The sequence below is a fragment of the Methylobacter luteus IMV-B-3098 genome (assembly GCF_000427625.1).
Lineage (GTDB): Bacteria > Pseudomonadota > Gammaproteobacteria > Methylococcales > Methylomonadaceae > Methylobacter > Methylobacter luteus.
In genome coordinates this window covers 2,232,726-2,253,291 of sequence record NZ_KE386569.1, presented here as the reverse complement: position 1 = coordinate 2,253,291, position 20,566 = coordinate 2,232,726, and the positions used below count along the sequence as shown (strand labels likewise).

Here is a 20,566-nt window from a genome sequence, read left to right as displayed (position 1 = left end):
GTTTAAGCTCCCGAAAGTCCGGAGAAATGGCTCAATAACGGGGTGGCGGCACGACCGTCCGCCAGACTGTTCCGGCCATTGAAGATGCCCATTCTATCCAGCCAGGCTTCGAACTCCGGCGCGGGCCTTAAGCCCAGCACCTGCCGCAGGTAGAGGGCATCGTGAAATGAGGTGCTCTGATAGGCCAGCATGATGTCGTCAGCGCCCGGAATCCCCATGATGTAACTGCACCCGGCAACGCCGAGCAGGGTCAGCAGGTTGTCCATATCGTTCTGGTCCGCCTCGGCGTGATTCGTGTAGCAAATGTCGCAGCCCATCGGCAGTCCCAGCAGCTTGCCGCAGAAATGGTCTTCCAGGCCGGCGCGAATAATCTGTTTGCCGTCATAGAGATATTCGGGGCCGATAAAGCCGACGACGGTATTGACCAGCAGCGGTGAAAACTCTCTGGCAACGGCATAGGCCCGCGCTTCGCAGGTCTGTGCATCGACGCCGTGATGGGCATTCGCAGACAGCGCGCTGCCCTGGCCGGTTTCGAAATACATCAGATGATGGCTGCCGCGCCCTAGCGATTCGGCCATGGCCTTGGCTTCCCGCAATACGGCCAGATCGATGCCGAAACTCCGATTGGCCGCTTCGGTGCCGGCGATGGATTGGAAAACCAGGTCGACCGGGGCGCCGCGCCGCATCAGTTCCATGCTGGTCGTAATGTGGGACAGCACGCAGGACTGCGTCGGAATTTCGTGACGTGTGATGATCTCATCGAGCAGGTTCAGCAGTGTATGGACGTTATCGAGATTATCGGTCGCGGGGTTGATTCCGATGACGGCGTCGCCACTGCCATAGAGCAGGCCGTCCAGGATACTGGCGGCGATGCCGCGCGGGTCGTCCGTGGGATGATTCGGCTGCAAACGGGTGGAAAGACGTCCGGGCAGGCCGATGGTGTCGCGGAAACGGGTAACGATCCGGCAACGGCGCGCCACGGCGATCAGATCCTGATTGCGCATGATCTTGCTGACGGCGGCGACCATCTCCGGCGTCAGCCCGGCCGCCAGCGCCGACAAATCGCTGCTGTCCGCCAGCAGCCAGTCGCGAAATTCCCCGACGGTCAGAGCCGCGATGGGGCCAAAGGCCGCGGCATCGTGTTGATCCAGGATCAGCCGGGAGACTTCATCGTGTTCCGGCGCAATCAGGGGCTCCTCGATGAAGGTCTTTAACGGCACTTCAGCCAATACCCGTTGAGCGACGGCCCGCTCGACTTCGGAACCGGCCGCCAGTCCGGCCAGTTCATCAGCCGCCCGCTGGGGGGAAGCCCTGGCCATCAAGGTCCGCAGGTCGCGAAAGTTAAAATGCTTGCCATGCAAGGTCGTGTAATAGTTCATGTTTTAGCCCGGTTGCCTGACTCATCCTGTCATTCGATAAACTCACGAGAGTAAGACAAGTATATGACCCGAATGTGTCAGTCTGAATAACGCGCCGACGGCTATTGATTGATATTGCCGGTTTTTTAACCGGCGGATTACGCTCCCATGCCCGTTAGCTGGGTGAGGCGGTCTTGCTATGGCAGGATTGTTTTTGTAGCCACTCAATCTAAATATTAGAAAAGATCCGGCGAATTCATGGCAAGAGAGGTTGTTTCTTTCTTGCCGGACACAGTCCGATATAACCTTCGCAGACGCTGTGTTGTAAATCGTTGTATCAAGTCCAAACAGAATAATACAATTTTCAAAGTCATGACGATTAAACTTATCTTTAAGAATTATTAATTGATTATTACTGAATCGACATACACTCCTTATTAAGGTATCCGAAAAATTGACTATGCTTGTTAGGATAATAAATTTAATATATTAAAAGGGTTATTATGTTTTAAATGCATTTCAACTCTAAATTTCCTGCCATAAGCTATTCAATATCCAATAAGCGTTGATTAATAATGTCAAAATGAACCAGTAAAAACTCTAAAATAATCCTATGCTTTTAGTAAAAACAGCCCCCCTTGAAAGTTATTATCCTGTTCCAGGTCAGGCAGGAGATTCGATAATCTCCAGGCTTGACTGCGGCGTTATCAGATTTGCTGATAGTGGTCACGGAAAAGAAAAAATAATAAACAACAGTCAATTGCTCACGATGCCTTTGCGTGGTTCTGGGCAGATTTCATACGATTGAGGATCAAATATGCAATTTCGTAATTTTAAAATCGGCCTCTTCGCCGCCTTGCTGTCCGGCTTGGGCCAGGTCGGGGTTTCGGCTGCGGCGGCGGATCATGCCGGTAAGGACAGCGTCCTTTACCTGAATCAAAACTGGAATGATGAAGAGCGGCACAGCTTTTATTTTACGCCGCAAGGATCTTATCTTTTGCCTTATGCGTGGTTTCTGGCGCTGGAACAGCCGGATAACGACGAGCCGTTCATCAGTCCAAAATACGTCGAGCGGTTCGGTTATCTTGCCGATGACGAGGCCTATGCGTCCGGCAATCCGGACGGATTACCGATCGGATTCGCCAGGGAACCGGCAGACAATGGCGAGGACTGGGTCGGCATGACCTGCGCCGCCTGTCATACCGGAGAAATCCGCTATCAGGGGCGAACCATCCGAATCGACGGCGCGCCGACGCTGGGCGATTTCACCACATTTGAGAAGAGCCTGATCCAGGCGCTAGGGGCGACGCTGGAGCAGCCGGAAAAATTCGACCGATTTGCTCAGGCTGTATTGGCCGATCCAACCGAGGCAAACAAGGCGGTATTGCAGGCGCAAGTGTCCGATCAATTGGCTTGGCTGGCGCAGAATGACGCTCGCAGCACGCCGACTCATCCATACGGCTATGGCCGCGTCGATGCGTTCGGCATCATCATGAATGAGGTCTTTGGCCGCGATCTGCAACAGCCCGGCAATGTCCGCGTACCCGATGCGCCGGTCAGTTATCCGTTCCTGTGGACCTCGCCGCGACTGGATTGGGTGCAGTGGAACGGGTCGGCCAATAATCCCTTTGGCCGCAACGTCGGCGAGGTGTTGGGTGTATTCGGCCACGTCAATCTGACCGGCCCGCTTGACCAGTTGGGCAAGAGCACGGCCAGGCCGAGAGAACTGTTTGAACTGGAGAAACTGGTGGGCAGTTTGACATCACCGAAATGGCCGGTATTGGCGCTGGGGCCGATCGATAGCGAAAAGGCCGCCCGCGGGCGCGTGCTGTACTCGGCATCGCGCGGCAACGAACCTAGCTGCGAGTCCTGTCATTCCCTGCCGGATGCGAACGGGCTCTATCCGATGACGCCGGCGGAAGAGAACCTCTTCGGCGTCAGCTTCATCAAAACGGAGATGACCGAACTCGCCAAGATTGGCACCGATCCGGCGATGGCGTTGAACTTCGCGACCCGCAACGTCAATACCGGCGGTCTGGCGCCGCTACTGCCGGCGCCCTTCACCGGAGCAACGGAAGTTCCAGCGCCTGCACTGCTGTCGATACTGGTCGGCATGGCCGTATCCGACGGCATCGCCAATGCCTATCCGCCGTTCAGTCCAGCGGAAACCGCCGAACTGATCGGTTACCGGCTCAAGGCGCAGGGCTTGCCTCCGTACAGGCCAAAAAATCTGCTCGCCTATCGCGCCCGTCCGCTGGATGGCATCTGGGCAACCGCACCGTATCTCCATAATGGCTCTGTCCCTAATCTGTATCAATTGCTGCTGCCGCCTGACGAACGTCAGCAAACGTTCTATGTGGGAAGCCACGAGTTTGATCCGGAAACAGTCGGCTATCGTTCGAAACCGGGCCAGCGTGCCTTCCTGTTCGATGCGAGCCTGCCTGGCAACCTGAACACGGGGCATTATTACGGCACTGATCTTACCGACGATGAGCGCCGGGATCTGATCGAGTTTATGAAGACCTTATAGCATTTCGGGAAGCGGCGCGCAGGGTTATCGGGTCTGCGCGCCGCTCACCAGGTTCAATGCGAAATCCAGTCCGGCCAATTAACGGTGGTTCCATCGCAACCCGCATCGATGGTTGTTTGTATCAATGCCAGGACTTCCTCGCGACTCCCGTTTACGCCCCAGGCTCTGACTTCAGGCACGACTGAACGGGCAAGGCGGACAGCTTTTTTCGTGAGCAGGTCCGCGCGGGGGCAGATTTGAAATACTTCAAGCGCCCTGGCTTTTGAAAGTACGTCATCATCTATTTTCCGCACCAGCCAGCCTAAGCGCAAACAGGGAGCAATGGCGCTGACTCGCTCCAGCGTTTCGTATGAAAAGCTCGTAATGATGACATGGTCGCCTAAATTAAAATCCTCGATAACGCGGCAAACCTGACCGGGGAGTTTGTCGGATTTTCCTTTCAGCTCTACATGATAGGTAATTTCAGAGCCGCATTCCTTAAACAGGTCCTGGAGCCTTAGTATTTTTTCGCCATGAAACAAATAGGGTGAGAACCAGGACCCCATATCCAGTTGCGACAGTTCCGCCCAACTCATGGCCTCGACATAGCCTGGGTGACCATAGCGCTCCAGCGATAAGTCATGGCATATTACCACTTCGCCATCTATCGACAGTTGAACGTCCAGTTCGATATCTTTTACGCCCATATCCACGGCCAATTTAAAGGCGGCCCATGTGTTTTCGGGCGCATAGGCAGACGCCCCGCGATGGGCGATGATCCTGAAAGGCCTTTTAACGATGATAGGCAACTGCATGGGCTTTCCTCTTTTTAACGTACGTTAGGGATAGAGGTACGGAGACCCTGCATGGCAAGGAGCGTTGTCAAAATGGACAGGCAGCCATTTTGACAACCTTCAAAGGTAGAGGCAAATCTGCCGGAAGCAGATTTGAAATCGCCTAAAATTTAGGCATTGGGCTGGAATTTGCGGAAAAGGCTTTTTAGCTGCGTTGGGATTTTCTTGTTCGCCCCGTCAGTATTATTTGCCTCATTATTGGAGAGCTGTTGCGCTGCCGCAAGCGCCGACAGAGTCTCATATTCATCCTGTTTTTCTTGCGCGGCCCGTGACTCCTCCGCAGACGATTTCCGGGTGCCGAACAGGTTTCTGATTTTTCCGGTTACGCTGTCGGATTGTTCCTTAACGGCATCAGATGGCTGGCGTTCCGCGCTTGGAGATTCTGGTTGAATGTCTTCTCTGGCATTTTCTGAAAGAACGGCCCGGGGTTCTTCGGCCGTTTTATCGGTTGTGGCTGTTTCGCCGGCCAGTTTTTCATCCAGTTTGGCTATCTGCTGCATGGCGTTGCCGAACATGTGTTTGAGTTTGCCGGAAAACTTGGGGGATTTTTCTTCAGAAAGCTGCGATATTGCGCTGGAAGGTTCGGCTTGAATGATTTCTATGTTGCTTTCAACCAGGACAGGCTGGGGTTCTTCGGTTGTTTGATCGGCTATAACAGGCTCAGCGGCCACTTCTTCATTCAGTTTTGTCGTCTGTTGCTTGGCACCGCCAAATAGGTATTTGATTTTGTCGTTTACATCATTGGTGTGATTTTCAACGGGTGCCAGCGGTGGCTGTTCGATATCAATGGATACGGCAGGCGCCTCGCTCACAGTCTCTTCCGGTTCAACCGGAGCCTGTTGCTGTTGCTCAGTAACGGGCGGTTGAATTTGTTCGGATTGTCTGGCTTTTTCCAGTTGCGCAATAAGAATGTTCTGCGCAAATATTTTTTCTTCCAGCTGCAATTGCTGTGTTTTCGCATGCGCCCATTCGGCCGCCAGTTTCTCTAATTCAGCCAGGCGTGTCAGATCGGAATGCTGTTTTTGAGCGGTGTCTGAGATTTGCTGTTGCAGCAAGGTGTTCTGTTTTTCCAGTTTGGCAAGCTGATGGGTTTGAGTGTCCAGCTGGGCTTGCAGCGTTTCAAGCAGCGTTTCCTTTTCAGTCAGCTTGGCCGTTTCTGCCTGATAAGCCTGCTGCAATTCGGTTTTGGTTTGTTGCTCGGCGCGCAAGCGTTCGGTTAATTGCGCAATGGCGGCACTGTATTGCTGCCACAAGCCTTCCAAGTCTAGATTACCTTCAGCAGAGGAAGTCGGCCTGTCCAGATTGAAGCTGATTGTCAAGGCCCGAAGGCTATCGTTTAGCTGCATATTATGCTCGGTAATGCGCCTTTCGAGGTCCAATGCACGTTGCGTTGCCGTATTGGCGGCTATCTCTGATTCCTGCATGCGTGCGGTATTGGCGCTTAACTCCTCTTGCAGTTTTTGTGTCTGCTGTTGCGCGGCATCAAGGCTATTTTGGGCTTCTTTTACTTTGGTACGATTTCTTCTGTTTATAAAGGCAATTCGGGTCCAATAAAACAGGACCGTCAGCAACCAGACAGATGCCGCCAAAGCCGCGGCATACGCAGCATTATCAAGGGTAAATTGATACCATTGGAAAAGCAGATCTTGAATAATGGGTAAATAGGCTTGCATAGGAATGATCCTTGATCAAGATAATTGAAAAAAGCAAATGATAACCGTAAAAGATAACCTGTACGGCAAACAAATACCAGTCTGATCTTAATGATTATTATTAAGAAAAATCGCAGTAAAGTTATCGCTGCGGTTTTGAAGATGGGGTTACGTCGGAACGGCTGATTGCAAGCACCCGACGCCAATATACATATTGGCGTCGGGTGCTTGCTTTAAATTGTCCGTCTTAGAGACGGGCCGCTATTGCGGCTTTCGGCGCAAAGCTGGCTGGCTTTTGCCTCACAGGACCCCTTGCGCCAACATGGCATCGGCCACTTTCACAAAGCCGGCCACGTTGGCGCCGTCCACATAGCTGAAGCTGCCGTCTTCACGTTCGCCGTATTGCACGCAGGCTTGATGAATGCCCTGCATGATTTCCAGCAGACGATGGTCGACTTCTTCGCGCGTCCATGACAAACGCATGGCGTTCTGGCTCATTTCCAGCCCGGAAGTGGCTACGCCGCCGGCATTGCTCGCCTTGCCCGGTGCATAGAGCACGTCGTTGGCTTCGAACAGTTTGACCGCTTCGATGGTCGTGGGCATATTGGCGCCTTCCGCCACGCATTTTACGCCATTCTTGATCAAGGTAGCGGCATCCACGGCATCCAGTTCGTTTTGCGTAGCGCAAGGCAGCGCGACATCAACGGGCACATTCCAGGGCTTAATGCCTTCGTGAAATTCGCTGCCCGTGCGTCTGGCGTAATCGCTGACGCGGCCATAGAGATGATTTTTCACTTCCATCAGCTCGGCCAGTTTTTCAGTGGTGAAACCTGCGTTGTCCACGATCGTGCCGCTGGAATCGGACACAGTGACGACCTTGGCGCCCAGTTCCATCGCTTTTTCCACGGCGTATTGCGCCACGTTGCCGGAACCGGATACGCTGACGCGCAGCCCTTCAAAAGAGAGGCTCTTCCGTTTGAGCATTTCCTGAGCAAAATACACAGTGCCGTAGCCGGTCGCTTCAGGACGGATCAGGGAGCCACCAAAGCTCAGCCCCTTGCCGGTGAGCACGCAGTCAGCCCGGTTGGTCAGTTTTTTCATCATACCGGCCATAAACCCGACTTCGCGTCCGCCCACGCCGATGTCGCCTGCAGGCACATCGGTATCGGCGCCGACATGACGGAATAATTCAGTCACGAAAGCCTGGCAGAAGCGCATGACTTCACCGGGGCTTTTGCCTTTAGGATCGAAGTCGGAACCGCCTTTGCCGCCGCCCATGGGCAGCGTGGTCAGCGCGTTCTTGAAGGTTTGCTCGAAGGCCAGGAATTTCAGGATCGAGAGATTGACTGACGGATGGAAACGCAAGCCGCCTTTGTACGGGCCAATGGCCATGCTGTGCTGAATGCGGTAGCCGCGGTTGACCTGCACGGATCCATGGTCATCAACCCAGGCGACACGGAACATGACGATGCGCTCGGGTTCGACCAGCCGGTCCAATAAGCCATGCTCGGCGTATTTCGGGAAGCGCGCAATGTAGGGCCACAGGCTCTCCATTACTTCCGTCACTGCCTGCAGGAATTCTGGCTGGCCTGGGTTAAGTTGGGCCACATGGGCCAGAAATTCTTCACAACTTTTGTATTTCATTGATCTTGTTGCCTCAGGGTTAGTGGGCTTTAAAAAAGCCTCTTTTTGTGTATAAAAAATATCGATTCCATACTATAGCGATTCTACACTATTAATTTTCAGAGGCTAAATTGTTAAGAAAAAAAGGAGGTCGGCATGGCATTCATGACGGAATTTCGCTGTTGATCGGCAATGCGGTTTCTTGTCGCAGCATGGCACAAAGTGACTAGACGCCAGTCAAAGCTTGATATAACGAAAGTGCCAGGTTTTTCAACCATGCTGCCCATTCAAGACCTGCTTAATCGCATCCGCTGGGACGAAGAGTTCGGCCGTGCGGAATTTCGAATCGGCTATTATGACCGCATCGAGCGCAGCCTTGTGGTGAAGGCGCTTGCCGACATCAAGTTTCCCAAAGACAGCCATAGTGTTTTTGAATGGAATGACAGCGAAGGGGAAACCCATACCGTCCCGCTGCATCGCATCAAGGCTGTATACCGTAATGGCGAGCTGATTTGGCAGCGGACTCATTGATGCCATGACAGGAGCGTTTCATTTTGACAAGCCCAGCCGCGAAGCCAGATAAAAAAGCTCGTGATGGCCTGGAAGACGTGTTGCGCGTGGAACGGCTCAGGATCAATATTATTTCTACAACAGGGCCGGCGATAGATATCCCGGAACTGTCCCGCCTCGTCAGCGCGGGGGAGCATCAGGATGCGCAGGATATGGCCCGGCGTCTCGGCCTGACCAGGCATCCGGCTGAAGGCATTTATGACGGTGGGGGCGATTGTCGAAAGCAGGCGTTTCAGGAGCAGCCGCCCCCACATTAAAGACATGAAAAAGCTATTGACCGGGACTTATTGCTGCATCTGACCTTGTAACAGGGTATGTACGCGTTCCATATTAGCTATGACGCCATTATGCTGCATTTCAACCATCTCGCGAACATCGGGAGGCAGATCCTCCTGCAAGGCTTTTTCGTAAGCCTCCACGGCATGCTGTTCACCGCGTTCGCATTCTTTCAGTATTGAGGTTTTATCGGCACCGGTTACTGCCGATTTCAGATTTACCCACATGCGATGAGCGGCGCCCGAAAAACTGCCTTCGGTTTCCGGCTCGCCTCCAAGGCGGCGCACTTGCTCCTGTAGCATCGCAGCGCCTTCAGCGCACCGCTGAGACGTTTTAGTGAAAAAATTCAAGAGTTCCGGATCAGTGACTTCCTCTGCGCAATCGTGGAATTCCCGTTCGCCGTCTTTAGATACTTCGATCAGATCATTAAGGACGGAAATTGTTTCTTCGTTAGTCATGGTGATACTCCTCAGAAATGTTTCTTGATAGGGAGTGTTACCGTGTTTGAGATTGAGTAATGTTCATCGATAACAACCACTTAGACTGAATTAGTCTTTTGTAAGTTCATGCCTGCTGCTAATGAATACCCGGCCGGAATCGCCGTCGTATCAATTCTTTATTCAAAAACTACCCGCATTGAATTCCCGCTGTTACAATCAGGGCACCGATAAGCCAACCGCAGGAATTAACATGAAACAGAAACTGGTGTATTGTGCCTTGCTTTTCAGTTTTTGGATGCCCGCCGCGCACTCCGAGGAGGTTGGCTGCGTGATGACAGCCTGGAAATTGATCGGCGCCAACCACAAGGTGTGCGTACAAGCCTTTGATGATCCCAAAGTGCAGGGCGTCACTTGCCATATCAGTCAGGCCAAGACCGGCGGCATTGCCGGCACATTCGGCGTCGCCGAAGACCCGTCCCAGTTCTCGATTTCCTGCCAACAGGTCGGGCCGATCGTTATCAATGGCAAACTGCCGGAAGAGGAAACCGCGTTTAGCGAAAATACCTCGCTGCTTTTTAAGGAAACGCGCGTTTCCCGTCTGTTTGACGCTAAACGCAATACGCTGATCTATCTGGCCATCAGTCGCAAGCTGATTGAAGGCGCGCCGGCCAGCAGCGTCTCCACCGTGCCTATCATGCCGTGGGGCGGCCGGTAGTATTGCCGGCTACAGCATGTTTTCATCAATGGGTTTGTTGGAATGTAGCGCATACCAGCCAACAGAGATGCGATAGATCAGCCACAGCACGGCCGCAATCAGTACATAGCCGCCGCCCATAAACATCATCAGCCCGCTGATCGCAAACAATGACAAAGCGATCCAAACGGTTTTTATTTGCCAGTTGAAATGGGATTCCAGCCACGTTCCCTGGACTTCCTTACGCTTCACCAGATTGATAACGACGCCTACCAGCAAAGGCAGTCCCGCCAATGCAAATGTCAACACCTGACACAGGTAAACAAAGGCGGTAACTGTTCTTAATGTTTTCAGTCTCTCATCTTTTTCCGATTCGTTTTCTACAGGTGTAACACTGTCAGCCATGATCAATCTCCAAATTAATTTAACTCGGTCTTGGACGGGGCTTTCTCATACCCGACGCAGAATTTGCAATTAATTAACATAAAGAAGATGATTTTTATGTCGGCTAGCGCACCGAACGTTTTAAAAGAAGAAGAATATATTGCTAAAAAATGGGTATAACCTCAGCGGGCCTGCTCTCGCGCAAATTAGGAGATGTATATGCTGGTAAAGTTCATGACTAGATCTCATGCGGATATCATTCTGTTTGGCGACATCGCGCAGCGGTTGCTGAAAATGATGGGTCATAGCGGCACAGTGCCCAGCGCCATTCAGGCCGAGGATGTCCCGGCAGCGCTTGAGCGCTTGAAAAACGCCGTCGAGATAGATGCGCCGGCACCTGTCGATTTGCCTAAAAATGCTCAGGAGGACGAGGCGAAGGAGCCGGTCGTCAGCCTTAAACATCGGGCTTTGCCTTTAATTGAACTGTTCATCACTGCGGCACGGAATAATAGTTATGTGATGTGGGAAAAAATGTAGCCGACGTAGGCGGATGAGCTTTCGCATCACGATGCATTGCTAGATCAGTCATGCTGATGTTGACGCAGAAAAATTTAAATTAAGGAGAATGCCATGCGTAAAAGTATATTTTTAATAGGGTTCGTGTTGATGACCCTGTCTTTAAACGGCTGCGGCTACAATACGCTTCAGACCACGGACGAGCAGATCAAGGCAAGCTGGGGCGAAGTGTTGAACCAGTACAAGCGCAGAGCTGATCTGGTGCCGAATCTCGTCAATGTGGTAAAAGGCTATGCCAGTCATGAACAAGAGGTGCTGACCCGCGTCACGGAGTCCAGGGCCAGAGTCGGCGCCATCCAGGCGACACCGGAATTGCTCAACGATGAGCAGGCTTTTGCCAAATTTCAGGACGCCCAGGGCGAGTTGTCTTCCGCCTTGACGCGCCTGCTGGCCGTGGCGGAAAGCTATCCGCAATTGCAGGCCAATACCCTGTTTCGGGATCTACAGGCGCAGCTGGAAGGCACGGAGAACCGCATTGCCGTTGCGCGCAATCGCTATATCCAAGCGGTACAGGAATACAATGTCACCGTGCGTTCTTTCCCGACCAATTTGACGGCGATGATGTTCGGTTACAAAACCAAGCCTTCCTTCGCGGTGGAAGATGAGCAAACGATAACCACGCCGCCAAAAGTCGATTTCAACGCGCCCCCTGCGGGCATGCCCTCGCCTGAAAGCGGCCGTTAAGCATAGCGCATGAGAGCGGTGGTCCTGGCGTTACGCTCAATGGCTGTAGCGGTATTTCTGCTGGCAGCCGGGCTGGCCATAGCCGATGTGCCCGTTCCTGCTCTGCAGGCTCGGGTCACCGATTTGACCGGCACGCTGTCTCCGGCTCAACAAAGTAGGCTTGAGCAGGCGCTGATGGAGTTCGAGGCGCGCAAGGGCAGTCAGATCGCCGTGCTGATCATTCCGACGACACAGCCCGAGGCCATCGAGCAATACGCCATGCGCGTGGCGGAAACATGGAAGCTGGGCAGGAAAGGCATCGATGACGGCGTGCTGTTGCTGGTCGCCAAGGAAGACCGGGCATTGCGCATCGAAGTCGGTTACGGGCTGGAAGGCGTCATTCCAGATGCCGTGGCCAAGCGCGTGATCAGCGAGATCATCATCCCTTATTTTAAGCAGAATGATTACTTCGGCGGCATCGAAGCCGGTGTAAGCCGTCTGATCCGCCTGATCGACGGCGAACCTTTGCCGCCGCCGGTCGAGAAAGATGTGTCCTGGTCCGGTTTCGAGGATTTTCTGCCGCTCGGGTTTCTGCTGGTTTTGGTCGGGGCCGGGCTGTTCCGCATGATTTTCGGCCGCCTGCTCGGCGCTTCTATCGTCGGCGGTCTGGTAGGGATTCTATTCTGGCTCATCGTCGGTTCACTGTTGGGCGCGCTGATCGCGGGCCTGTTCGCCTTTCTGTTTTCGCTGGGCGGCATGCGTAGCGGCGGCTTTTGGCCCGGCGGCGGAGGCTTTGGCGGAGGTTTTGGCCGTGGCGGCGGATTCGGCGGCGGTGGCGGCGGTTTTGGCGGCGGCGGCGCGTCGGGCCGTTGGTGAATCGCTTTAGCCGCACCACTTATCACAGGTTGAGATTAATAATTTATGAATCTTAAACGCATTATGAGGCATCTGTGGACAGACCGCTGGACGGTTCGGCGGGCTTTTCCGGCCCATGCCATGCAAACCATTGAAGCTGCGATTCGTCAGGCCGAAGCCGGCCATCAGGGGGAAATTCGTTTCGCCGTTGAAACGTCGCTCGACTGGGGGCCCTTGTTAAAAAGCCAGACAGCGCGCGAGCGGGCCATTGACGTTTTTGCCTTGTTACGGGTCTGGGATACGGCTCAAAACAATGGCGTGCTGATTTATCTGTTATTTGCCGATCGTGATTTTGAAATTGTCGCGGACCGGGGCATAGATGGTCATGTGGGCAAACAGGGATGGGAAGCGATCTGCCAGGATATGGAGTCGGCATTCAGGCATAAGCAGTTTGAGGCAGGCGTTATTGGCGGCATCAAGGCTGTCAGCGAGCATCTGGCAAGGCATTATCCGGGGGGGCAGGGCGCTCAGGCCAATGAACTGCCCGACCAACCGGTTCAGTTGTAGAAAACAGAGGACATATAATCAGGCGCGCCATAGCAACCGAACTCATGCGATTTATTTGCTGCCGCTGATGTTGCACGTAAGGGGGGCAGTTTTCCGGATCACTGCCTGAAGCATCGGCAGGATGGTTAAAATGCCTTGCCCATACCGAGCAAAACGGTATAGAGTTCAGCCCTGATAATTAAAAAATTACTTCCAAATTCCGAGCCCTTAAGCGGAGGGCCGAACCAAATCCCTGGATAATACGTTGCCTGAGTCAATCTATTTAAAGCACGAAAGGTCTTTATGGAACCGAATGGCATGGCTCCCGATTCCCGTCCTGCTTGCTGCGATATTGATATTATGGGCAGCGGATTCGCAAATATCGTATGAATTACCCTATCTCCAGATAGGTCTGTCATTCTGTTTCTCGACGCTGGCATCACTGCTCATCGCTTACCTGATTGGCCGCAGTTTCATGGTCTATGGCATGCCGGGACTGTTGCTGTTGGGCTGCGGCGTCCTATTCTGGGGCTCTGCCGGATTTCTGGCCGGTATCGCCACATTGATAAGGGATGGTTACGAACGTATCGATCAGAACACTCTGGTAACCATTCATAATATTTGTGCCTGGCTATCGGCCTTGTGTCATTTGACGGGCGCGGCCTTTTCATTAAGGTGGAGACTTACCCTGCGTGCATCGTATCTCTGGCTTGCGATAAGCTATGCGGTCGTTTTTGGCGCTGTGGGGCTAGTCGTTTGGACGGTGTTCTCGGGCTGGACTCCGGTTTTCTTCGTACAGGGCCAGGGCGGGACGCCGGTGCGCCAGTTCGTACTGGGCTCGGCTATCGCCATGTTTGTCTTCACTGCTATCCTGCTGCGGCCGATTAGCTGCTCACGCCCGTCCTTTTTTATGTACTGGTATTCCCTGGCGCTGCTGTTGCTCGCGGACGGACTATTCGGCGTCATGATCCAGTCCGTCCATGGCAGCCTGTTGGGCTGGACAGGGCGCGGAGCGCAATTCCTCGGCGGCGTCTATATGCTGGTTGCGGCCTTCATGTCGATGCGTGAGCCGAGCGCATACGAGATCCGACTGGAGCTCCCGGCGGATAATAGGCGCTATTATTACGGCATTACTGTTGCGATAGTCATTGTCGCCGCTATCGTGCGCCTGGTGTTCCTGCAGGAGCTGGAGATGCGTGTCGCCTTCATAACCTTCTATCCGGCCGTGATGATCGCCGCGTTCTACGGCGGCATGCGGGCCGGCTTGCTGGCTATCGTGCTATCCATTCTTTTGGCGGATTATTTCTGGGTCGGCCAGGAAGGACAGTTTTCCATTGAAGAATCAAGTGACTGGCTAGGTATAGCGGTTTTTGCTGCCTCAGGGGTCTTGATCTCATGGATTACCGAGACCATGCACCACGCTCAGGCACGAGTTGCCGTGGCCGAGACCGAAGCCCGATTTGTCGCTGAACGCAAGAGTAAGGAAGCCGAGCTTCAAAAGCTTAACCGGACGCTCAGCGTGATCATGCGTAGCAGCCAGATAATGATGCGTGCCACTGATGAAATGGTGTACCTGAATGAGATATGCCGGATCATTGCCGAAGACTGTGAGCATATAATGGTGTGGATAGGTTATGCGGAGCATGATGAACACAAGACTGTCCGGCCGGTCGCCCATGCCGGCTTCGAGAAAAGCTATCTCGAAAATCTGAATGTCAGCTGGGCGGATAACGATCAGGGGCGCGGCCCTACCGGCACGTGTATCCGCACCGGAAAGCCCAGTATCTGCCGCAATACGCTGACCGATCCCAACTTCAAACCCTGGCGTGAAGAGGCTTTAAAGAGAGGGTATGTCTCGTCGCTCGCCTTTCCCCTGCTGGCTCATGATGTAGTCTTCGGCGCCATAGCCATCTATTCCACACAACCGGATCACTTCTCGGAGGATGAAATTGAATTGCTCGCCGAGCTGGCGGACGACCTCAGCTTCGGTATCGCCGCGCTCAGATTGCGTCAGGAGCACAAACAGGCCGAGAAGGCGCTGCAACGCAGCGAGGCGCGGTACCGCTCGCTTTTCGAGACGATGACCGAAGGGCTTATGTTCAATGAAGTTATTTGCGATGACTCAGGCAATCCTTGCGATCTGCGTGTCCTGGAAGTCAACCAGTCGTTCGAGCATCAGACAGGACTGAAGGCCAGTTATATCGTTGGTCACACCATTATGGAAATATTCCCGGAAACAAAGCCGTCACGATTTGAAATTTTTGGCAAAGTGGCTCTAACTGGCGAGCCCGCGCACTTTGAAATGTGGGCGAATACCCTGGGACGGTGTTTTGAAATGAGCGCCTTCCAGACCGAGCCGGGCCGGATCGGGGTCATATTTTTCGATGTAACCGATCGCAAGCGCGCCGCGGAAACACTGCAGGAAACCCATCGCCGCAAGGATGAGTTTCTTGCCATGCTCGCTCACGAGTTGCGCAATCCGTTGGCGCCTATCTGCAATGCCGTGCAGGTGCTGAGGAAAATTGATCGTGCCAATCCTACCGCCGATTGGGGGTATGATGTCATTGACCGGCAAGTGCAGCACATGGCCCGGCTTCTGGATGATCTGCTGGATACGGCCCGCATTATTCAGGGTAAGATCATACTGAAAAACCAGCTTATCAATCTGGGCGATGTCATCGCCTGCGCGGTTGAAAGTTGCCGGCCGTTCATCGAATCCAAAAAGCACCGCCTCGCTATTTCACTGTCGACGGAACCGCAATGGCTGGAAGGCGACGCCATGCGGTTGGAGCAAATTCTGATAAACTTGCTGAACAATGCGGCTAAATACATGAAGGAGGGAGGCGATATCACACTGAGCGTTGCGAGGGAAGGCGATTGGGCGATGATTCAGGTTCAGGATGCCGGCATCGGTATTGCGCCCGAACTGTTGCCGCATGTTTTCGATATTTTCACGCAAGCAGACCGGTCACTTGCACATTCCCAAGGCGGCCTGGGGCTGGGACTGAATCTGGTGCAGCGCCTGGCTGAACTGCATGGCGGCTCTGTCACGGCTGCCAGTGCAGGCCTTGACCTGGGCAGCGAGTTTACGGTGCGGCTGCCGCTCCTGCCGGCCGAGCATGTGGCCGTTGTCTCGGCTGGTGAGCTGATTCCGGCCGGTTCTCTTGAAACAATCCCGCAACTTCGGATTCTGGTAGTCGACGACAATATCGATGGCGCTGAAAGTCTTGCCGTCCTGCTCCGTTTGTCAGGGCATGAGGTGGTGACCGTGGCATGCGGCACTGATGCGCTGGCATGTTCTATCGATTTTCGGCCTCAAATCGTTATACTCGACATTGGCCTGCCTGACTTAGACGGTTATGAGGTCGCGCAACGGTTGCGTGAATTTCCTGAAACGCAGTATGCGAAATTGATTGCCGTGACCGGTTATGGACAGGACGAGGATCGAGAGCATTCGCGGATGGCCGGTTTTGACTACCACTTTCTTAAACCGGTCGATTTTGATGCTATCAGCGGGATTTTAATGACAGTTTCCAGCAGTTTTGCGCCGGAGTTGCAGCCTTAATATGCGGGCTAACTAATAGGTTGGGTTGTCAACTAGATGCAGACGGCAACGCAATTGCTTGTGTCGCCGTTTGCTGGAGCGTGCTTTAGCCGATTACAGTTACGTCTTCAGCTTGCGGGCCTTTTTGGCCTTGTGAAACGTTAAACTGTACTTTTTGTCCTTCATCAAGCGATCTGAAACCGCCTGCGCTCAGGATATTTCTGAAGTGTACGAAAACATCAGGGCCGGATTTTTGTTCGATAAAGCCGAAACCTTTCTCGGAGTTAAACCATTTAACGATGCCAGTAGTCATTGTAGACATAATAAGTCCTATAAATATATTGAATTAAAGCCTTAAATCAGGCTGGAAGAGCTGGTAAATTTGGAAATTACAAATGAAGTACAGGACGAGAAACTAAAGAAGAAACATCGAAATGGAAAACAAAGGGTAAATCATATTTTCTAGCTGGCGCCCATTGTAGGCGTTATTTCAGAAGTGTCAAACTTTAATTTTGAAAGTGGCGGGTTTTTATCTCGAGCGCCACGGTGTCAATCGAGGGTTTTTCAGGATTGTAATTTTTTGAAAATACCAGTGGTCATCTCCCGGCCGGCGGATGTACTATTTATTTCAGACTGCTTGAATCAGCCCAGGAGCGCAGCATGAACGATAAAGAACTGGTCGCCCGGCATGCGGCCCAGCAGGTCAAGGATGGCATGATCGTCGGCCTTGGCACCGGCTCGACGGCCAATTATTTTATTGATGAGCTTGCGCGTCGCCGTTCCGAGGAAGGCTTGCAGGTAACCGCGGTGGCCAGTTCTATAGTCAGCACGATCAAAGCTCAGGAACTCGGGTTGCCGTTGGTGGCGCTGGAACACCTGACCCGGCTCGATCTCTACGTCGATGGCGCCGATGAAGTGACGCCGGATATGACGCTGCTGAAAGGCCGCGGATACGACCTGGTTCGGGAAAAGCTGTTGGCAAGAGCCAGCGATACGTTTATTGTGCTGGTCGATCGGACCAAGCAGGTGGGCCGTATCGGTGAACATTTTCCTGTGCCGGTCGAGGTCATGCCGTTCGCGTGGCAGCTGGTCAAGAAGAGGCTCGAGGCGCTGGGCGGACATGGCGATCTGCGCCGGAATGCGGCTAAGGACGGGCTGGTCGCGACCTCCTACGGCAGCCTGGTGCTCGATATGGTTTTCAACCCGGAGCTTGACAGCCAGGCGCTGGATGCCGCCTTGAACGGTACGCCGGGCGTCATAGAGCATGGCATCTTTCGCGGGCTGGCCAGTGCTGTTTTTATCGCGGCAGAGGGGCAGATTCAGGAATACTGGGCCGCGCCTTGTTAGCGGCCGGATCGAGCTTTAACACGATTTTCACTGTAGATTTTATAGAGACCAAGGAGTACATATGTTAGAGAAAGACCAAGAAGCACCATTTTTCAGAGCGATTGATCAGAACAATAAATTAGTGTATTTATCAGATTACTATGGCAAGAATGTCGTGCTGTATTTTTATCCGAAAGACGATACGCCCGGTTGCACGATAGAAGCCAATGACTTTACTTCGCTGGCCCAGGATTTCGCCGATCTGGATACCGCCGTGATAGGCGTCAGCAAAGATACCTGCGAGTGTCATAGAGCTTTTATAGATAAATACAACCTGAACGTGCAATTGCTGGCCGACACCTCGGGCGAATTATGCAACAAGTACGGGGTCTGGCAGGAAGTCGAAAAAGAAGGCGAAAAGAAAATGAAAATCGTGCGTTCGACTTTCATCATCAATAAAGATGGCGTGGTGGAAGAAGCCATGTACGGCGTCAATCCCGAAGGGCATGCGCAGGAAGTATTGGAGAAGGTCAGCAAGTTATCTCCTAAAACCGAAACCGAAGAAACTGCCGATTGATATCTTTGATTAGCCACAGAGGATACGGATATTTTAAGTAAGTTCTTCTGTTCTTCTGTGGTTTCATTTCCTCTAACACTTAGAACCTACCGTCTGATCTCGCTTTTTACCCGATATTGCCTTCACTGTGGCGAACTATTTTCTACGACCATCGCTATTCCAACCCGACAATGACCAGACCCAAGCAGGACTTTTTTTCAACAGGGCTCAGTGAATCCGATCCCGAAATATGGCAAGCCATTGCTGGCGAATTAAACCGTCAGCACGATCAGATTGAATTGATCGCTTCGGAGAATTTTGTCAGTCGCGCGGTATTACAGGCGCAGGGCTCCATCCTGACCAACAAGACCGTCGAAGGCTATCCGGGTGGTCGCTACTACGGCGGCGCCGAGTTTGCCGATCGTATAGAACAACTGACGATCGACAGAGCCTGCCGCCTGTTCAACTGCCGCTACGCCAACGTGCAGCCGCATTCGGGCAGCAACGCCAATCAGGCGGCTTTTTTGGCCTTGCTTGGCTACGGCGATACGATATTGTCCATGGATGTGGTGGCAGGCGGGCATATCAGCCACGGGCATCCGGCGACCCAGACAGGACGGCGCTACCGCATCGTCAGTTACGGCGTGAGCCGCGAGAACGAATGCATCGATTATGTCGAAGTGCGCCGGCTCGTACAGGCGCACAGGCCAAAGCTGATCATTGCCGGTGGCTCGGCTTACAGCCGGATTATCGATTTCCCCAGGTTCAGGGAAATCGCTAATGAAGCCGGAGCTTATCTGCTGGTTGATATGGCGCATTTTGCCGGCCTGGTCGCGACCGGCTATTATCCCGATCCGTTTCCGCACGCCCATGTCGTGACGACGACCACGTATAAGAGCCTGCGCGGCGCGCGCGGCGGCATTGTTCTGGCCAACGACGAGGCTATCGCCAGAAAAATCGCGGCAGCGGTCTTCCCCGGCGTGCAAGGCTCGTTGCTGCTGCATGCGATTGCCGGCAAGGCAGTGTGTCTGGGTGAAGCGCTGCAACCCGAATTCAAAGCCTATAACGGGCAGGTGCTGGCCAATGCCAAAACCCTGGCTGGAGGACTGGCAAAAGCGGAGTATCGTATCGTGTCCGGGCAAACCGATACCGGACTGATGCTGGTCGATCTGACAGCTAAAGGCCTTAACGGCGCCCGGGCCGTGGTCGCGCTGGAAAGGGCAGGGCTGACCTGCAATAAAAACCTGATCCCCTACGATCCGTTGCCGGCCGAAATTGCCTCTGGCATCCGCCTGTCGGCCAACGCCGGCACGACGCGCGGTTTCGGCATGGCCGAGTTTGCACAAATCGCTGGCTGGATTGCCGAAGTATTGGATGGGCTGGCTGAAAATGCCGATAATGCGGCCGTGGAAGGCCGTATCCGCGAACAAGTGACAGCCTTGTGCCGGGCATTTCCGATCTACTCTGAAGTTTAACTATTCCATTCCAAAAAAGGCTGCAAACACATGAAGACGATACTCTGTTATGGCGATTCCAATACCTGGGGCTATATTCCGGGCCAGGGCCGGCGCTATGCGCCTGACATACGCTGGCCCGGCATTCTGAGCCGCGAGCTTGGCGATGATTACCGTGTGGTCGAGGAAGGCCTAAGCGGACGCTATACAGTCTGGGATGAACCGTTCAGGCCCGGTCGCAACGGCGCGGTGCTGCTGCTGCCGTTGCTGCAATCGCATGCGCCGCTGGACCTGGTGATCCTGATGCTGGGCACGAATGACGTGCTGCATTTCAGGGATAACACGGCGTTCGATGCGGCACGCGGCGCGGGCATACTGATCGATATCGTGCAAAAAAGCGGCTGCGGGCCGGATGATCTGCCTCCTGATGTGCTGTTGGTCAGTCCGCCCAGAATCACCCGGCTTTCCGCCGAACTTAACCTCAAGTGCCATGGCTTGCCTGAGAGGTCGGCTGAATTCGAGCAACATTACGCCGCCGTCGCCAGTGCGGCCGGCTGTTATTTTATCGATGCCGCCGATTACTGCGAGCCCAGCCCCTCTGACGGCGTGCATCTGGATGAAGCCGGGCATTTGGCGCTGGGCATGGCGATGGCCGCCAAGGTGCAGGCCTGTGTTTAGTCTGACCG

20 protein-coding genes are annotated in these 20,566 nt (G+C 53.6%); 13 read left to right on the top strand and 7 right to left on the bottom strand.

Annotated elements, in window-relative coordinates:
- Nucleotides 1–2: 2 nt before the first annotated feature.
- Nucleotides 3–1,379: an ethanolamine ammonia-lyase subunit EutB gene (locus tag METLU_RS0112305; RefSeq protein ID WP_027158474.1), complete on the bottom strand. Its 1,377-nt coding sequence runs from the start codon at nucleotides 1,377–1,379 to the stop codon at nucleotides 3–5.
- Between the two features lie 796 nt (nucleotides 1,380–2,175).
- On the opposite strand from METLU_RS0112305, the gene METLU_RS25250 reads away from it, so the two are divergent.
- Nucleotides 2,176–3,888, top strand: a complete 1,713-nt coding sequence (locus METLU_RS25250; protein WP_051299897.1) for a di-heme-cytochrome C peroxidase — start codon at nucleotides 2,176–2,178, stop codon at nucleotides 3,886–3,888.
- A 53-nt stretch (nucleotides 3,889–3,941) separates the two neighbouring features.
- Here METLU_RS25250 and METLU_RS25245 read toward each other — a convergent pair whose 3' ends face one another.
- The 3 genes from METLU_RS25245 to gdhA all read right to left on the bottom strand — a co-directional run bounded on the left by METLU_RS25245 (nucleotide 3,942) and on the right by gdhA (nucleotide 8,017).
- Nucleotides 3,942–4,682, bottom strand: a complete 741-nt coding sequence (locus METLU_RS25245) for a glycerophosphodiester phosphodiesterase (protein ID WP_051299896.1) — start codon at nucleotides 4,680–4,682, stop codon at nucleotides 3,942–3,944.
- Nucleotides 4,683–4,831: 149 nt separating this feature from the next.
- Nucleotides 4,832–6,394: a coiled-coil domain-containing protein gene (locus METLU_RS0112290; protein ID WP_027158472.1), complete on the bottom strand. Its 1,563-nt coding sequence runs from the start codon at nucleotides 6,392–6,394 to the stop codon at nucleotides 4,832–4,834.
- A 279-nt stretch (nucleotides 6,395–6,673) separates the two neighbouring features.
- Nucleotides 6,674–8,017 carry an NADP-specific glutamate dehydrogenase gene (gdhA, locus tag METLU_RS0112285; protein ID WP_027158471.1) on the bottom strand — a complete coding sequence of 448 codons (1,344 nt, stop codon included), beginning with the start codon at nucleotides 8,015–8,017 and terminating at the stop codon, nucleotides 6,674–6,676.
- Nucleotides 8,018–8,272: 255 nt separating this feature from the next.
- Between gdhA and METLU_RS0112280 the strand changes: the two genes are divergently transcribed.
- Both METLU_RS0112280 and METLU_RS27930 read left to right on the top strand, forming a co-directional pair.
- Nucleotides 8,273–8,527 carry a DUF504 domain-containing protein gene (locus tag METLU_RS0112280; RefSeq protein WP_027158470.1) on the top strand — a complete coding sequence of 85 codons (255 nt, stop codon included), beginning with the start codon at nucleotides 8,273–8,275 and terminating at the stop codon, nucleotides 8,525–8,527.
- Nucleotides 8,528–8,550: 23 nt separating this feature from the next.
- The gene (locus METLU_RS27930; protein ID WP_155920547.1) at nucleotides 8,551–8,823 is read left to right on the top strand and encodes a hypothetical protein; all 273 of its coding nucleotides are present in this window, start codon (nucleotides 8,551–8,553) and stop codon (nucleotides 8,821–8,823) included.
- 27 nt (nucleotides 8,824–8,850) lie between these two features.
- On the opposite strand, the gene METLU_RS0112270 is transcribed toward METLU_RS27930, so the two are convergent.
- The gene (locus METLU_RS0112270; RefSeq protein ID WP_027158468.1) at nucleotides 8,851–9,300 is read right to left on the bottom strand and encodes a PA2169 family four-helix-bundle protein; all 450 of its coding nucleotides are present in this window, start codon (nucleotides 9,298–9,300) and stop codon (nucleotides 8,851–8,853) included.
- Between the two features lie 232 nt (nucleotides 9,301–9,532).
- Between METLU_RS0112270 and METLU_RS0112265 the strand changes: the two genes are divergently transcribed.
- Nucleotides 9,533–9,997, top strand: coding sequence for a CreA family protein (locus tag METLU_RS0112265; protein WP_027158467.1), 465 nt, complete (start codon nucleotides 9,533–9,535; stop codon nucleotides 9,995–9,997).
- A gap of 9 nt (nucleotides 9,998–10,006) precedes the next feature.
- Here METLU_RS0112265 and METLU_RS0112260 read toward each other — a convergent pair whose 3' ends face one another.
- Nucleotides 10,007–10,381, bottom strand: coding sequence for a DUF4870 family protein (locus METLU_RS0112260; RefSeq protein WP_027158466.1), 375 nt, complete (start codon nucleotides 10,379–10,381; stop codon nucleotides 10,007–10,009).
- Nucleotides 10,382–10,573: 192 nt separating this feature from the next.
- Here METLU_RS0112260 and METLU_RS0112255 point away from each other — a divergent pair, with 192 nt between their 5' ends.
- The 5 genes from METLU_RS0112255 to METLU_RS26745 all read left to right on the top strand — a co-directional run bounded on the left by METLU_RS0112255 (nucleotide 10,574) and on the right by METLU_RS26745 (nucleotide 16,565).
- On the top strand, nucleotides 10,574–10,897 hold the full coding sequence (locus METLU_RS0112255) for a DUF1840 domain-containing protein (RefSeq protein WP_331271270.1): 324 nt from the start codon (nucleotides 10,574–10,576) through the stop codon (nucleotides 10,895–10,897).
- 93 nt (nucleotides 10,898–10,990) lie between these two features.
- Nucleotides 10,991–11,620, top strand: a complete 630-nt coding sequence (locus tag METLU_RS0112250) for a LemA family protein (protein WP_027158464.1) — start codon at nucleotides 10,991–10,993, stop codon at nucleotides 11,618–11,620.
- A 9-nt stretch (nucleotides 11,621–11,629) separates the two neighbouring features.
- A complete protein-coding gene (locus METLU_RS0112245) occupies nucleotides 11,630–12,475 on the top strand; it encodes a TPM domain-containing protein (protein ID WP_027158463.1) in 846 nt (281 codons plus the stop codon).
- 45 nt (nucleotides 12,476–12,520) lie between these two features.
- On the top strand, nucleotides 12,521–13,021 hold the full coding sequence (locus METLU_RS0112240) for a TPM domain-containing protein (protein ID WP_027158462.1): 501 nt from the start codon (nucleotides 12,521–12,523) through the stop codon (nucleotides 13,019–13,021).
- Between the two features lie 292 nt (nucleotides 13,022–13,313).
- Nucleotides 13,314–16,565: a hybrid sensor histidine kinase/response regulator gene (locus METLU_RS26745; protein WP_051299895.1), complete on the top strand. Its 3,252-nt coding sequence runs from the start codon at nucleotides 13,314–13,316 to the stop codon at nucleotides 16,563–16,565.
- An 85-nt stretch (nucleotides 16,566–16,650) separates the two neighbouring features.
- Here the strand turns inward: METLU_RS26745 and METLU_RS0112225 are convergent, their stop codons facing one another.
- Nucleotides 16,651–16,857, bottom strand: a complete 207-nt coding sequence (locus METLU_RS0112225) for a cold-shock protein (protein ID WP_027158461.1) — start codon at nucleotides 16,855–16,857, stop codon at nucleotides 16,651–16,653.
- 347 nt (nucleotides 16,858–17,204) lie between these two features.
- Here METLU_RS0112225 and rpiA point away from each other — a divergent pair, with 347 nt between their 5' ends.
- The 4 genes from rpiA to METLU_RS0112205 all read left to right on the top strand — a co-directional run bounded on the left by rpiA (nucleotide 17,205) and on the right by METLU_RS0112205 (nucleotide 20,558).
- A complete protein-coding gene (rpiA, locus tag METLU_RS0112220) occupies nucleotides 17,205–17,891 on the top strand; it encodes a ribose-5-phosphate isomerase RpiA (RefSeq protein WP_027158460.1) in 687 nt (228 codons plus the stop codon).
- 61 nt (nucleotides 17,892–17,952) lie between these two features.
- Nucleotides 17,953–18,447: a peroxiredoxin gene (locus METLU_RS0112215; protein WP_027158459.1), complete on the top strand. Its 495-nt coding sequence runs from the start codon at nucleotides 17,953–17,955 to the stop codon at nucleotides 18,445–18,447.
- Nucleotides 18,448–18,617: 170 nt separating this feature from the next.
- Nucleotides 18,618–19,901 carry a serine hydroxymethyltransferase gene (glyA, locus tag METLU_RS0112210; RefSeq protein WP_027158458.1) on the top strand — a complete coding sequence of 428 codons (1,284 nt, stop codon included), beginning with the start codon at nucleotides 18,618–18,620 and terminating at the stop codon, nucleotides 19,899–19,901.
- Between the two features lie 30 nt (nucleotides 19,902–19,931).
- Nucleotides 19,932–20,558, top strand: coding sequence for an SGNH/GDSL hydrolase family protein (locus tag METLU_RS0112205; protein WP_027158457.1), 627 nt, complete (start codon nucleotides 19,932–19,934; stop codon nucleotides 20,556–20,558).
- Nucleotides 20,559–20,566: the final 8 nt, after the last annotated feature.